Raw genomic sequence first — 13,816 nt, 5'->3', positions numbered from 1 at the left:
TGCGACTCCGTTCCCGCCGGGTTCACCATGCGCGCAGCCCCCTCGTCAGTACCGGTGCCGGAGACCGGCGACGACCGCCTCCGGGGAGTCGTGCCGCAGGCGCGCGTGCTCGCCTTCGCGGACGGCCAGGAACGCCTCGTAGAGCGGCTCCCCGAGGGCCTCCCGCAGCACTTGCGAGCCGCGGAGGCGCTCAAGCGCCTCCGGCAGGCTCCTCGGCAGCCGGGGCACGGCGGCGCCCGTGACGGCCGGGTCGCCGCTGACGGGGTCGGGCAGGCTGTACTTCTGCTCCATGCCGTTGAGGCCCGCGGCGATGACCGCGCCCGCCGTCAGGTACGGATTGGCCGTCGCGTCGACGCACTTGATCTCGGCGTTGGCGCTGTCCGCGTCCAGGGCCGCGCCGGGGATGAAGCGCAGCGCCGCCTCGCGGTTCTCCGGGCCCCAGCACTGGAAGACGCCCGCCCACCGGGAGGGGGCGAGGCGAAGGTAGCCCGCGGGGTGCGGGGCGGTGATGGCCACCAGGGCGGGGAGCTCGTGGAGGATGCCGGCGAGGAACGCCTCGCCGGGCCGGGTCATGCCGGACGGACCGTCGCCGCCGCGGAACAGGTTGCCGCCGTCCTGCCGGAGGCTGAGGTGGAGGTGCGCGCCGTTGCCCACGGTGTCCGGCTCGACCAGGGGCGCGAACGTGGCGTGCAGGCCGTGGCGCGCGGACACGGCACGGATGGTCTCGCGGACGAGCACCACGTGGTCGGCGGCGGTGACGGGGTCGGCCGCGGCGGTGGAGATCTCGAACTGGCCGGGGGAGTACTCCGGGTGGATCTGGAGCACGTCGATGTCCTGTGCGGCCAGGGCCTGGAGGACGTCGCGCACGTAGTCGGATAGGCCGACCATGCGGGTCATGCCGTAGGCGGGGCCAGGAGCGGCGTAGCGCGGTGCACTGTGCGCCGCGCGGGGCCCGTCCCCCGTGGCGGCCTTCTCGCCCGCCCCTTCCCCTTCCCCGGCATGGGTGACGACCCACTCGGTCTCGTACCCCATGCGCAGTTCGAGGCCGGCCCGCGCGGCCCGCTCGGTCATGCGCCGCGCGAAGCCGCGCTGGCAGGCCGCGTACGGCGTGCCGTCCTGTTCGTTGCGGTCGGCCGGGGCCCAGGCCCAGCCCGGCTGCGCGGCGAGCACGGTGAGCCGGTCGAGGTCGGGGAAGAGGCGCAGGTCCCCGTCGGGGCCGCCGATGTGGCGGCTGGTGACGGCGGAGTCGTCGCTGAGGTACACGTCGAAGACGGGCGACATGCCCACACCCCACTGCGCCGCGTGGGCGAGCCGGGCGGTGGGGACGGCCTTGACGCGGGTGATGCCCGCGTTGTCGACCCAGGTCAGGATGATGCCGTGCACGTCCATGGCCGTCAGCCGCGCGGCTTCCTGACGCGCGGCCGAGGCCGCGGCTTCGTGCAGTGGTGTGTCCACGCTTGCTCCTGGGGGATGCCGGTGTGTCGCCACTCTTGTGGGCCATTACACCGCACGAGGGCGCGTCCGGTGACGGAACGCCCTATCCCCCCGCCCGGTCAGGTCACCGGCGGCGGAGCCGAAGCCGGGCCCGGCTGCTACCAGCGGTACCAGCGGCCCCCGCCGGAGCGGACGAGGAAGCCGAGGAGCCAGAGGACCAGTACGACGATAGCCACCCACCAGAGGATCTTGATGGCGAAGCCGGCGCCGAAGAGGAGCAGGGCGAGGAGAAGAACGATCAGCAGTGGAACCATGGGGGTTACCTCCTTTTCCTTCGTCTGCCCGCATGCGGGCAGGTCATTACAGGCGTGCTTCCAGCCGCCCGTCCGAATGGCCCAGTCGTGGTTTGCGCTCCGGCGCACACGGCTACACACGAGGCGCCCGCCCGCAACGGGCACGGGCCCACGGAGGGGCGATGCCGCAGCTGGAGCAGGAGAGAACCGACGGGGCGACGGAGACCGCCGACGGCCCTCCGGCCCGGCTGGGCAGCAGAATGCTGACGTACCTCACCACCACCGATCACAAGGTGATCGGGAACATGTATCTGGTGACCGCCTTCTGCTTCTTCCTTTTCGCGGGGCTCATGGCGATGGTCATGCGGGCGGAACTGGCGCGGCCGGGCCTGCAAATCGTCAGCACCGCGCAGTACAACCAGCTGGTCACCATGCACGGCACGGTCATGATGCTGCTGTTCGCGACCCCGATGTTCGCCGGATTCGCCAATGCCGTGATGCCTTTGCAGATCGGCTCCCCGGACGTGGCGTTCCCGCGGCTGAACGCCATGACGTACTGGCTGTTCCTCTTCGGCGCTCTGATCGTCGTCTCCGGCTTCGTCGTCCCCGGCGGTGCCGCGCCCTTCGGCTGGTTCGCCTACGCCCCGCTCAACAGCGCCGTGTACTCGCCCGGTGCCGGTGGTGACCTGTGGGCGATGGGCCTGGTCGTGGCGGGCCTCAGTACGGTCCTGGGGTCGGTGAACTTCATCACCACCATCGTCTGCCTGCGCGCGCCGGGCCTGACGATGTTCCGCATGCCGGTGTTCACCTGGAACATCCTCTTCACCTCCATCCTGGCGCTGCTCGCCTTTCCCGTCCTCACCGCCGCCCTGCTGTGCCTGGAGGCGGACCGGAAGTTCGGCGCCCACGTCTTCGACGCGGCCAACGGCGGCGCCCTGCTGTGGCAGCACTTGTTCTGGTTCTTCGGCCATCCCGAGGTCTACATCGTCGCGCTGCCGTTCTTCGGCGTGATCACCGAGATCATCCCGGTGTTCAGCCGCAAACCGCTCTTCGGCTATGCCGGAATGGTGGGCGCCACCATCGCCATCACCATGCTGTCGGCGTCCGTGTGGGCGCACCACATGTTCGCGACCGGCGCCGTCCTGCTGCCGTTCTTCTCGCTGATGTCCTTCCTGATCGCCGTCCCCACCGGGGTGAAGTTCTTCAACTGGATCGGCACGATGTGGCGCGGCAGCGTCTCCTTCGAGACGCCCATGCTGTGGGCGGTCGGCTTCCTCGTCACCTTCCTGCTCGGCGGCCTCAGCGGCGTCCTCATCGCCTCGCCGCCGCTCGACTTCCACGTCACCGACACGTACTTCATCGTCGCGCACCTGCACTACGTGCTCTTCGGCACCGTCGTCTTCGCCATGTTCGGCGGCTTCTACTTCTGGTGGCCCAAATGGACGGGCCGCATGCTCGGCGAACGGCTCGGGAGGGTCCACTTCTTCACGCTCTTCGCCGGATTCCAGATCACCTTCCTGGTGCAGCACTGGCTCGGCCAGTCCGGCATGCCCCGGCGTTACGCCGACTACCTCGCCGCCGACGGATTCACCCTCATGAACACCGTCTCGTCCATCGGCGCGTTCCTGCTCGGCCTCTCGACCCTGCCGTTCCTGTACAACGTGTGGCACACCGCCCGGCACGCCCCGAAAGTGACCGTCGACGACCCCTGGGGCTACGGCCGTTCCCTCGAATGGGCCACGAGCTGCCCGCCGCCGCGCCACAACTTCCACGCACTGCCGCGGGTGCGGTCCGATTCCCCGGCCTTCGACCTGCATCATCCCGAAGCGCTGGAGGCGGCGGAGGAGAAGAGCCTTCCCCGATAGGCGCAGCAGCCCGAGGAGCATTTCCCATGAAGACCGAGAACGGATGAAGACCGAGAACGTATGAAAACCGAGGCCGTATGAAGACCGAGGCCGTCCTCTTCGCCGGCGTGGCCGGCTTCTTCCTCGCCACCGGGGCCGTCTACGTCTGGCTGTCCGGCCGCGAACCCGCGGGGAGCGCCGCGCTGACGGTCTCCTTCATCATGGCGTCGCTGATGGCCTTCTTCTTCGCCGTGAACTACCGCCGCCGGGGCCCCCGGCCGGAGGACGACAAGAAGGCCGCCATCGCCGACCGCGCGGGCCCGCTGGACTTCTTCCCGCCGCGCAGCGCCTATCCGGCGCTGACCGCCCTGGGCGCCGCCGTCAGCGCCCTCGGCATCGTCTTCGGGCTGTGGCTGTTCATCATCGGCTTCGGCGTTCTGGCCGCCGGGGTCGGCGGCATGGCCTTCCAGTACGTGCAGCGCGACGCCTGACCGGCCCCGCCGTCAGCGGCCCCGGCCTCCGCCGTCATCTGCCGCGCCCGGCCGGCTCGCCCTTCCCGGCGGCCGTGCCCGGCTCCTCCGGTTCGATCGGCGCGGCCGTCCGCTCCTCGACGGCGCGCCGCTGCTCGGGCGTCACCGGGACCTCGATGCGGTGACCGTAGTACCAGGAGCTCAGGGCGAGCCGCAGCCGCTGCCGGCGCGGCAGCTCCGCGCGGGGCCGGGGCGCCGTCAGGGGCTCCGGCACCTCACGCACCATCAGGCGGTAGCCCTGCGCGGCGGACAGCGCCTCGTGGCCCTCGCCGAGCCCGCCCTGGACGTTCTGCTCGACGTTCCCGCTCTCGTGGCCCTCGGCCAGCAGCCTGCGGTCGTGCGCTTGGAGGGCCAGGCAGATGCGCCGGGTGACCCAGAACGCGAGCACCGGGCCGAGGACCACCGCGATGCGGAAGATCCAGGTCAGGGCGTTGACGGAGACCCGGAAGGAGAACGCGATGACGTCGTTGCCGCCGGCCGCCAGCAGGACCGCGTAGAAGACGATGCCGGCCACGCCCAGCGCCGTCCGGGCGGCCTGGTTGCGGGGGCGGTCGGCCAGGTGGTGCTCCGAGCGGTCCCCGGCGATCCACTTCTCCAGGAACGGATACAGGTAGAGGCCCGTGAACAGCAGGCCCGGCAGGACGACCGTCGGGATCAGCACGTTCCACATGAAGGTGTGCCCCCACAACACCGTCTCCCACGGGGGCATCACGCGCAGGGCGCCCTCCAGGAACCCCACGTACCAGTCGGGCTGGGCGTCGGTGGCCACCTGGTCGGCCCGGTAGGGCCCGTACGCCCAGACGGGGTTGATCTGGGCGAGCCCGCCGAGCGCGGTCAGCAGGCCGAAGAGCATCAGGAACAGGCCCGTGGACTTCGTGATGAACTGCGGGAACATGGGCTGCCCGACGGCGTTGCGGTTCGTCCGGCCGCGCTCCGCCCAGTGCGTGTGCTTGAGGTAGACCACCAGGATCAGGTGCACGGTGATCAGGGCGATCAGCACCCCGGGCACGAACAGCACGTGCACGACGTACAGCCGGGGAATGATCAGGTGCCCCGGGAACGCCCCGCGCCAGATGAACGAGCTCAGGTACGTGCCCACCACGGGGATCGACATCACGATCGTGTTCGCCGTCCGCATCCCCGTCCCCGAGAGCAGGTCGTCCGGCAGCGAGTAGCCGGCGAACCCTTCGAGGAGCGCGAGGACGAACAGCGTCAGCCCCACGATCCAGTTGGCCTCCCGGGGCCTGCGGAAGGCGCCCGTGAAGAACACCCGGAGCATGTGGACCGCGATCGCCGCGATGAAGACGAGCGCGGCCCAGTGGTGGACCTGCCGGATGAGCAGCCCGCCCCGCACCTCGAAGCTCAGGTCGAGCGTCGACAGGTACGCCTGCGACATCCGCAGGCCGCGCAGCGGCTCGTACGGCCCGGCGTACACGCTCTGCGTCATGCCCGGGTCGAAGAAGAGCGTCAGATAGGAGCCGGTGAGCACCAGGACGGCGAAGCTGTAGAGGGCGAGCTCCCCCAGCAGGAACGTCCAGTGGTCGGGGAACGCCTTGCGCAGCAGCGCCTTCGCGGCCTCGGCGGCCGGCAGCCGCCGGTCCAGCGCCACGAAGCCGGTCAGGGCCGCCTCCCGGACCTTCTCTTTCACCCGCACGCTCCCTGTCGGCTCGCCGGCACCCGCGTCCTCGCACGGGGCCGCGGCTGATGGGTAACCGGCGCGCCGGGAGCTCAACCGCATGATCGCCGGGTGTCACCCGGACCGCGCGGACGGGCTACGCGGCGCTGCGGGCGTCGCTCTGCGCCTCCTGCCGGGCCAGCGCCTTCTTGCGCCCGGCGTCGAGGACGGCCAGCACGGCGTACGCGAGGAGCCCCGCCGCGACCGCGACGACGTAGCACCAGGGGGAGGAGAGGTAGTTCGCCGCCCGCATGACGGTCCCGCCGTCGTCGCTTGCGAGGCGGAAGATGATCGCCAGCGGGCCCTCCCAGATGCCCGCGACGCACACCACGATGGACATGACCCTGTACCAGGCCTCGTGCACGACGCCCCCTCCGATCAGCGTTCGGTTTCTTGATACGACCGTATCAATGAAATGAGGGGAGAATGTCGGGTTTCGTCACGCATTTTTCCGGGAGTAGACTGCATTTGTGCGTGACGAAAATCAGGACCGGTGCCGCGTCTGTTCCGTGCCGCTCGCCGTGGCCGTCCGCGGCCGCCCGCCCGTCTACTGCTCGCGGAGCTGCCAGGCCAAGGCGTACCGGCGGCGGGCCGGCGAGCGCAGCCGTACGCCGCCGGCCCCGCCCGCGGCCGTCGAGGGCGCCGCCCGCATGACCGAGGGGGGATCGCGGCGTCAGCAGATCGCCGAGGCCGTCTGGCGGATCGCCGCGGAGCGGGGCCTGGAAGCGGCGAGCATGCGCGAGGTCGCGGCCGCGGCGGGGGTCTCCCTGCGCGTCGTCCAGTACCACTTCGGGAGCAAGCACGGCCTCCTCGTCTCGGCGCTGCACCTGCTGCACGAGGAGAACGACCGGCGCGCCCGCGCCCGCATGGCCGCGCTGCACGACCCGGCGGACCTGCGGGCGGTGCTGGGAGCCGTCCTGAACGAGTTCCTGCCCCTGGACGAGCAGCGCCGCAGCGCCCTGCGCGTCTTCGTCGCGTACTACGTGCGCAGCCTGAACGACCCGGCGCTCGCCGAGGTGTTCCTGCACGCCTCCCAGCCCGTCGAGCAGCTCGTCGCCGGGCTGATCCGGCAGGCGGGGGCGGCGCCCGGCGTCGACCCCGAGCGGGAGGCGGACCTGCTGGTGTCCGGGGTGACCGGGCTGGGCATGGACGTGCTCCACGGCCGGCGCACCCTCGCCGACGTGCGGACGACGCTGGACTACCACCTCGACCGGATCCTGCCCGCGCGCTGACCGCACGGCAGGAGGGACGAGACAGGAGGGGCGGACGCCGTGTCGTGCCGGCGTCCGCCCCCCTTTCACTCCGTCACTTCAGCGTCAGGAAGCGCCGCCGGGAAGCTCCGCGCGGACCTCCCGCGCTGCCGTGACCAGGTTGTCCAGCGAGGCCCGGACCTCGGGCCAGCCGCGGGTCTTCAGTCCGCAGTCCGGGTTGACCCACAGGCGCTCACCGGGGATCGCCTCCAGCCCCTTGCGCAGCAGCGCCGCGGCCTCGTCCGCGCCGGGGATGCGCGGGGAGTGGATGTCGTAGACGCCGGGCCCGACCTCGCGCGGGTAGCCCGCCGTGGCCAGCTCGGTGGCGACCTGCATGTGCGAGCGGGCCGCCTCCAGGCTGATGACGTCGGCGTCGAGGTCGTCGATGGCCCGGAGGATGTCGCCGAACTCCGCGTAGCACATGTGCGTGTGGATCTGGGTGTCCGGCCGGACGCCCGCGGTGGAGAGGCGGAACGCCTCGGTCGCCCACGCCAGGTACGCGGCGCGGTCGGCGGCGCGCAGCGGCAGCGTCTCGCGCAGGGCCGGCTCGTCCACCTGGATCACCGACGTGCCCGCGGCCTCCAGGTCGGCGACCTCGTCGCGCAGGGCGAGGGCCACTTGGCGGGCGGTGTCGCCGAGCGGCTGGTCGTCGCGGACGAACGACCAGGCCAGCATGGTCACCGGGCCGGTCAGCATGCCCTTGACGGGCTTGCCGGCCACCGACTGGGCGTACTGGGTCCAGCGGACGGTCATCGGCTCCGGGCGGGAGATGTCCCCGGCGAGGATCGGCGGGCGGACGTAGCGCGTGCCGTACGACTGGACCCAGCCGTGCTGCGTGGCCAGATAGCCCGTCAGCTGCTCGGCGAAGTACTGCACCATGTCGTTGCGCTCGGGCTCGCCGTGCACGAGGACGTCGATGCCCGCCTTCTCCTGGTAGGAGATGACCTCGCGGATCTCGGCCTTGATGCGCTCCTCGTACGCCGCGGTGTCGATCCGCCCGGCGCGCAGGTCGGCGCGGGCGGTGCGCAGCTCGCTCGTCTGCGGGAAGGAGCCGATCGTGGTGACCGGCAGCAGGGGCAGGCCGAGGTGGGCCCGCTGGGCGGCGGCCCGCTGCTCGTACGGCTGCGAGCGGCGGCCGTCGGACCCGGTGACGGCGGCGGCGCGGGAGCGGACGGCCGGGTCGCGGGTGATGGCCGAGCCGGCCCGCGAGGCCAGGTCGGCGCGGTTGGCGGCCAGGGCGGCCGCGATGGTGTCGGGGCCCTGCGCCAGGCCGCGGGCCAGCGTGACCACCTCGGTGGTCTTCTGGCGGGCGAAGGCGAGCCAGCGGGCGATCTGCGGGTCGATGTCCCGCTCGGCCGCCGCGTCGAGCGGCACGTGCAGCAGGGAGCAGGACGAGGAGACGTCGACCCGGTCGGCGAGGCCGAGGAGCGTGCCGAGCACGGACAGGGACTTCTCGAAGTCGTTGATCCACACGTTGCGGCCGTTGACGACGCCGGCGAGGAGGCGCTTGCCGGGCAGCCCGCCCGCGGCCGCGAGGTCGCCGAGGTTGGCGGCGGCGGGGCCGGTGAAGTCCAGGGCGAGGCCCTCGACCGGCGCCTTGGCGAGGACCGGGAGGGCCTCGCCGAGCCGGTCGAAGTAGGAGGCGACCAGCAGCTTGGGCCGGTCGGTGCGGCCGCCCAGATCGCGGTAGGCGCGGGCGGCGGCGTTCAGCTCGGCGGGGGAGCGGTCCTGGACCAGGGCGGGCTCGTCGAGCTGCACCCACGCGGCGCCCGCGGCCCGCAGGTCGGCGAGCACCTCGGCGTACACCGGCAGCAGCCGGTCGAGGAGGGTGAGCGGCTCGAAGCCCGGGGCGACGCCCGGCGCGGGCTTGGCCAGCAGCAGGTACGTGACGGGGCCGACGAGCACCGGACGGGCCGTCAGGCCCAGCGCCAGAGCCTCCTTCAGCTCCGCGACCTGCTTGGTGGAGTCCGCGGAGAAGACCGTGTCGGGGCCGAGTTCGGGGACCAGATAGTGGTAGTTGGTGTCGAACCACTTGGTCATCTCAAGCGGTGCCACCTCCTGCGTGCCACGGGCCATGGCGAAGTAGCCGTCCAGGGCGTCGGCGTCGACGGCCGCGCGGTGCCGCGCGGGAATCGCCCCGACCATCACACTGGTGTCCAGGACGTGGTCGTAGAACGAGAAGTCTCCGGTGGGCACTTCGTGCACACCGGCCCCGGCCAGCTGCTGCCAGTTCGTACGGCGCAGTGCAGCGGCCGTGTCCCGCAGGGCACCGGCCGTGACGCGGCCCTTCCAGTACCCCTCGATCGCCTTCTTCAGTTCACGGCCCTGCCCCTGCCGGGGATAGCCGTGGACGGTGGCCTGTGCTGCCGCGGCTGCGGACTTGCTGGTCACGGAACTCTCCTTCGCGAGCGTGCGTGCGTCCATGACCCCGGGACGGGCGGAAGGCGCGAAGGAACGGCAGACCTGACGGGACACTGCCTGCCGCGGTGCGGTCGCCATTGCGCCGCCGCGTCGTGCCCGCCTGATGTGTGCGCCGACCCGCCCTCGAGGTCACCGGGATCTCCGTGCGCTCGGCAGCGCACGGGCAGTCGGCAGGTCTTCGGACTCGCGGGCACGCCACATGGCACCTAATGGCCGTCGCTTCCCGGACCCTTGCGGATCCAGTGCGTATGACGGCGGTCGTTCCCGCTCACCGCTGCGGGGCAGTCCCGGATTCCCACCGGGTTCCCTCTTGCGACGCGCCTGCCTGGCGAGCAGGGCGAACCAGCTGCACCGTCACTCTAGGCTGCGGGGCAGGGTCACGGAAGAGTGAAGTGGCGCGCCTCACGAGCCGGTTCGCGTGGCCAGGCGCAGCCGCAGCTCCATTTCGTGCTCGCCGGAGACGTGACCGCGGTGCTCGGCGGCGAAGGCGCGCTCCAGTTCTTCCTTGACCTGGCGGACCGGGTCGGCGGCCCCGAACAGGTCGGCCGTGACCGTGCCCGACAGGGGAGCCCGCCCCGGCTCTGCCGCGCCCTCGCCCCGCCGCGTGCGGGTGTCGACGGTCATGCACCAGATCATGGGGCCCGCGCCGGGCGCGCCCGGGCTGGTCTCGCTGCGCGGCGGTCCCGCTTCGGGGAAGACGGCCTCCAGGACGCCGAAGACGGCACCCGCGTCCTGATGGCCGCAGTCCGTCAGATGCACGCTGACGTGGTCCGCACTCTCCCGGGCATCCGTCACCTGCTCCTCCTCCGCCGTCGTTGCCGTGACCGGGGGCCGCCGCCGTGCGAGGGGAAGCCCTGCTCCGACCGTACGGCGCACCCGGGTTCCGTGCCGCGGGCTGTGCGACCATACGGGCCAGGTGCCCCGTTCCCGCCGGGAGATGCCGTCCCGGCTCCCGCGCCCTCACCCGAACGGTGGAATGCGCCCAAAGTAATTGACTGATTACGCTTGGTGCATGACCCTGTGGAGCCCCGCACCGCCGCCCTCGCAGTCCGCGTTGCGGGCCGCCGTGGCCGTGCTGGTCTCCGTCCTGCTGCTCTTCTCCGGAGGCAGCGGCACGGTGCTGGCCCTGGGCTCCGGCCCGGAAGAGAGCCCCGTGTCCGTGGAGTTCGCCAGTGCGGACGACTGCGTCGCGGACAACCGCACGCCCCGCGTCCAGGCCTCTCCCGGCAGGCGCACGTGCCTGCCCTCCTCACAGGACTCCGAGGGATCCGGATCCCCATGGGCATCCGGCTGCCGGCTGACACCGCCGGCACCCGAAGGCCCCGCGGCCACCGCGGGCCACGCGCGCAACGACGTCCTGCGCTGCTGAGAGGAACCCCCGCCCGTCCCGCCCCGTACGGGACGGGCCGTCGCGTCCGGCACGCCCGGAACTTCCCTCACACCACAGGCACGAGAAGCAGAGAGACGTCATGCCCCTCGATCCCGCGCGCGTCCTGAGCGCCTATCTGCGCGCCCAGGTCTACCGCGCCCCCGAGCCCGACCCCGAGCACGCCTCCGCCGCAGGCGCGCGGCCCCCGGCCGCCGCCCCGAACCCGCCGGCCCCGCCGGACTCCACGCACCCGTCGAACCCGCCGAGCCCTTCGGCCCCGGAGGTCCTCCCGCGCACCGCGCCCCTCGCGGACCCGGACGCGGAGAAGCCGCCCGCCGCCCCCGGCCCGGCCGCGCCCCGCGGCGCGCCGCGCCGGCCCGGCCTGTTCGCCCGCCTGCTGCTGTACGTACGGCAGGAGTAGCCGTTGCCGCCGCGCGGCTGCCCGCCTCCGCCGAAGGGGGCGGGTAGCCGCCCGGCCACGGCTCCGCCTGCCGGCGCCCGCCCTGCCCCCTTTCAGGTGAAGGGGAAGGCCCGGTGGGTCCGGGGGCCGCCGGCAGTGGGAAGGGGGAAGGCTGTCGACGCAGACGAGGGAGAACCCATGCCGACCGACGATGTCGAGCGATTCCTGGAGGCCCTGAGCCCGGCCCACCGCGACGAGGTCCGCAAGCAGCCGCGCCCGCAGCAGGAGAAGCTGGCCGCCGCCTGGGAGACCGAACTCCGGGAGGACACCGACCTCGACACGCTGAGCGAGCTGTCACCGGCCGCCGCGGAGAGCGAGGCGGCCCGGCGCGTCGTCGAGGGCAAGGACTCGTAGGAGCTCCTCACGGCCGCCGGGCCGCGGGGAGCGCCGCGGCCGAATTGTGGTGGGGACAGGGCCGTCCGGCGTGGCCTACCGTGAAGGGGAGGCTGCGGCCTGCTCCTGGGTTCGGGGAGGTCAGGGAATGTCCGAGCGCGCCTACGACCGCGACAGGCTCCGGCAGTTCCTGTCGGGTGAGGCAACGGGCGAAGGGCTCTCGCGCCGGGTCGTGCTGCGCCTGATGGGCGCCGCGGCAGGGCTCGCCGCCGCCGGGGCCGGCATCGGAGCGGGCACCGCGGCGGCCGCGGGGAGGCCTGGGATCGTCAAGCCCCTGCCCGCCGAGCTGTTCACCGTACGCGACACCAACGCGGAGACGAACTGGGCGGCGCTGCGGGGGACCGGCTATTACACGCCGATCGACCGGTTCTTCGTCCGTAACCACACGGCGACCCCCGTCCTCGACCCCGCACGGTGGCGCCTGACGGTGTGGGGCGGCGGACTGCGCGGCCGGGCGGTGGAGTTCTCGTACGAGGACCTGCGGTCCTTCCCGGCCGTGACCCTGAGCGAGTGCCTGGAGTGCGCGGGGAACGGCCGCAGTTATTTTGCCGCCCAGCAGGGCGATGCGGTCACCGGCACTCCCTGGACGATGGGCGCGGTCGGCGCGGCGCGCTGGCGGGGCGCGCGCCTGTCGGACGTCCTGCGGGCGGCGGGCCTGTCGCGGCGGGCGGTGGACGTGATGCCGCGCGGCCTCGACCCGGTGTACACCGCGCACGGGACGGACTACGGCCACGTGCGCCGGCCGATGCCCGTGGCGAAGGCCCTCGGCGACGTCCTGCTGGCCTACGAGATGAACGGGCAGCCGCTCCTGCCCGACCACGGCTGCCCGGCGCGCCTGGTGGTGCCCTCCTGGGTGGGCATCGCCTCCGTGAAGTGGGTCGGGGACATCGAGGTGTCCGACCGCCCGCTGTTCTCCCCGTGGAACACCGTGTTCTACCGCCTCTTCGGCTCCGCCTACCCGCCCGGCGGCAGCGCTCCGATCACGCGCCAGCCCGTGCGCAGCGCCTTCGAGCTGGCCCCCGGGGCGGTGTTCGCCGCGGGCCGGGGGCACCGGCTGACGGGCCGGTCGTGGTCCGGGGGCGGGAGCATACGCCGGGTGGAGGTCAGCACGGACGACGGCGCCACCTGGCAGGAGGCCCGTCTGCACGACGTCCCGCGGCCGGGCGGCTGGGTGCGCTGGAGCACCCGCTGGCACCCGTACGAGCCCGGGCCCGCCCGCCTCCTGGCCCGGGCGACGGACACGGCAGGCACCACCCAGCCCCTCCACGCCGTCCCCAATGAGCAGGGCTTCTTCTTCGACGCGGTGGTCCGCCACCCCGTCCGCGTCGTCTGAGGCGCGGGCCGGGGCCCGGGGCCCGGAGGCGTCCGTGCGCCCGGGTAGGGTGCGCGGTCGTGACCGAACCCGAGATGACCGGATCCGACCGGCTGGAGCCCGGATTCCTGACCACGACCCGGGCGTTCTACGACGCCGTGGCCGCCGACTACGCCGACCGCTACCGCGACGAGCTCGACGGCAGCCCGCTGTGCCGCGCGATGCTCGGCGCGTTCGCCGACCTCGTCCACGCCGACGGCGGCGGGCCCGTCGCCGACATCGGCTGCGGCGAGGGCCGCGTCACGGCGCACCTGAGCCGCCTCGGGCTGTCCGTGTCCGGGATCGACCTGTCGCCGGGGATGCTCGCCCAGGCCAGGAAGTCGCACCCGCACCTGCGATTTACCGAGGGCTCGATGCTCTCCCTCGACCTCCCGGACGCCGCCCTCGCCGGCGTGGTGGCCTGGTACTCGGTCATCCACACCCCCCAGGAGCGGCTCCCGGAGGTGTTCGCCGAGTTCCACCGGGTCCTGGCGCCGGGCGGCCACCTGCTGATCGCCTTCCAGGTGGGCGACGTCCCGCTGCACGTGGCGCGCCCGTTCGGCCACGACGTGGCCCTCGACTTCCGCAGGCGGCAGCCGGACCGCATCGCGGGAATGCTGCGCGACGCGGGCCTGGCCGTGCACGCCCGCACGCTCCACGAGCCGGGCGCGGACGAGACACCGCAGGCCTACCTGCTCGCCCGCAGGCCGGCCGCCGTCACCGGCTGACCGGGCCTCGCCCCGACCGCGCCGGCCCGCCGCGGGCTCAGCGCTTCGGGCGGCCGCGCCGGAATCCC

Annotated in this window: 14 protein-coding genes and 1 riboswitch; of the genes, 8 read left to right on the top strand and 6 right to left on the bottom strand. The window is 72.8% G+C overall.

Annotated elements, in window-relative coordinates; translation table 11 throughout:
- Positions 1 to 45 precede the first annotated feature (45 nt).
- Positions 46 to 1,455: a glutamine synthetase family protein gene (locus PS271_RS00550; RefSeq protein ID WP_398379041.1), complete on the bottom strand. Its 1,410-nt coding sequence runs from the start codon at positions 1,453 to 1,455 to the stop codon at positions 46 to 48.
- Positions 1,456 to 1,592: 137 nt separating this feature from the next.
- Positions 1,593 to 1,748 carry a DUF5670 family protein gene (locus PS271_RS00545; RefSeq protein ID WP_398379039.1) on the bottom strand — a complete coding sequence of 52 codons (156 nt, stop codon included), beginning with the start codon at positions 1,746 to 1,748 and terminating at the stop codon, positions 1,593 to 1,595.
- A gap of 239 nt (positions 1,749 to 1,987) precedes the next feature.
- Here PS271_RS00545 and ctaD point away from each other — a divergent pair, with 239 nt between their 5' ends.
- On the top strand, positions 1,988 to 3,592 hold the full coding sequence (ctaD, locus tag PS271_RS00540) for an aa3-type cytochrome oxidase subunit I (protein WP_398386612.1): 1,605 nt from the start codon (positions 1,988 to 1,990) through the stop codon (positions 3,590 to 3,592).
- Between the two features lie 77 nt (positions 3,593 to 3,669).
- On the top strand, positions 3,670 to 4,062 hold the full coding sequence (ctaF, locus tag PS271_RS00535; RefSeq protein WP_398379037.1) for an aa3-type cytochrome oxidase subunit IV: 393 nt from the start codon (positions 3,670 to 3,672) through the stop codon (positions 4,060 to 4,062).
- A 34-nt stretch (positions 4,063 to 4,096) separates the two neighbouring features.
- On the opposite strand, the gene qcrB is transcribed toward ctaF, so the two are convergent.
- On the bottom strand, positions 4,097 to 5,839 hold the full coding sequence (qcrB, locus tag PS271_RS00530; protein WP_398379035.1) for a cytochrome bc1 complex cytochrome b subunit: 1,743 nt from the start codon (positions 5,837 to 5,839) through the stop codon (positions 4,097 to 4,099).
- 34 nt (positions 5,840 to 5,873) lie between these two features.
- On the bottom strand, positions 5,874 to 6,140 hold the full coding sequence (locus tag PS271_RS00525) for a hypothetical protein (protein ID WP_398379034.1): 267 nt from the start codon (positions 6,138 to 6,140) through the stop codon (positions 5,874 to 5,876).
- Positions 6,141 to 6,246: 106 nt separating this feature from the next.
- Here PS271_RS00525 and PS271_RS00520 point away from each other — a divergent pair, with 106 nt between their 5' ends.
- Positions 6,247 to 7,008: a TetR/AcrR family transcriptional regulator gene (locus tag PS271_RS00520; RefSeq protein ID WP_398379032.1), complete on the top strand. Its 762-nt coding sequence runs from the start codon at positions 6,247 to 6,249 to the stop codon at positions 7,006 to 7,008.
- 84 nt (positions 7,009 to 7,092) lie between these two features.
- Here PS271_RS00520 and metE read toward each other — a convergent pair whose 3' ends face one another.
- Both metE and PS271_RS00510 read right to left on the bottom strand, forming a co-directional pair.
- On the bottom strand, positions 7,093 to 9,417 hold the full coding sequence (gene metE / locus PS271_RS00515; protein WP_398379030.1) for a 5-methyltetrahydropteroyltriglutamate--homocysteine S-methyltransferase: 2,325 nt from the start codon (positions 9,415 to 9,417) through the stop codon (positions 7,093 to 7,095).
- Positions 9,418 to 9,599: 182 nt separating this feature from the next.
- A riboswitch (cobalamin riboswitch) is annotated at positions 9,600 to 9,809 on the bottom strand.
- Between the two features lie 40 nt (positions 9,810 to 9,849).
- Positions 9,850 to 10,242, bottom strand: a complete 393-nt coding sequence (locus tag PS271_RS00510; RefSeq protein ID WP_398379029.1) for a hypothetical protein — start codon at positions 10,240 to 10,242, stop codon at positions 9,850 to 9,852.
- A 217-nt stretch (positions 10,243 to 10,459) separates the two neighbouring features.
- On the opposite strand from PS271_RS00510, the gene PS271_RS00505 reads away from it, so the two are divergent.
- The 5 genes from PS271_RS00505 to PS271_RS00485 all read left to right on the top strand — a co-directional run bounded on the left by PS271_RS00505 (position 10,460) and on the right by PS271_RS00485 (position 13,748).
- On the top strand, positions 10,460 to 10,816 hold the full coding sequence (locus PS271_RS00505) for a hypothetical protein (RefSeq protein ID WP_398379027.1): 357 nt from the start codon (positions 10,460 to 10,462) through the stop codon (positions 10,814 to 10,816).
- Positions 10,817 to 10,916: 100 nt separating this feature from the next.
- Positions 10,917 to 11,237 (top strand): hypothetical protein, encoded by a 321-nt coding sequence (locus PS271_RS00500; RefSeq protein ID WP_398379025.1) that lies wholly within the window; start codon positions 10,917 to 10,919, stop codon positions 11,235 to 11,237.
- A gap of 177 nt (positions 11,238 to 11,414) precedes the next feature.
- On the top strand, positions 11,415 to 11,630 hold the full coding sequence (locus PS271_RS00495) for a hypothetical protein (protein WP_398379023.1): 216 nt from the start codon (positions 11,415 to 11,417) through the stop codon (positions 11,628 to 11,630).
- 127 nt (positions 11,631 to 11,757) lie between these two features.
- Positions 11,758 to 13,002, top strand: a complete 1,245-nt coding sequence (locus PS271_RS00490; RefSeq protein ID WP_398379021.1) for a sulfite oxidase — start codon at positions 11,758 to 11,760, stop codon at positions 13,000 to 13,002.
- 74 nt (positions 13,003 to 13,076) lie between these two features.
- Positions 13,077 to 13,748: a class I SAM-dependent DNA methyltransferase gene (locus PS271_RS00485; protein WP_398386611.1), complete on the top strand. Its 672-nt coding sequence runs from the start codon at positions 13,077 to 13,079 to the stop codon at positions 13,746 to 13,748.
- The last annotated feature ends 68 nt before the right edge of the window (positions 13,749 to 13,816 follow it).

It is taken from the genome of Streptomyces sp. SCA2-17 (genome assembly GCF_044336695.1).
Note: the sequence above shows the minus strand (reverse complement) of the source record. Positions and strands in the feature narration are given on the sequence as shown.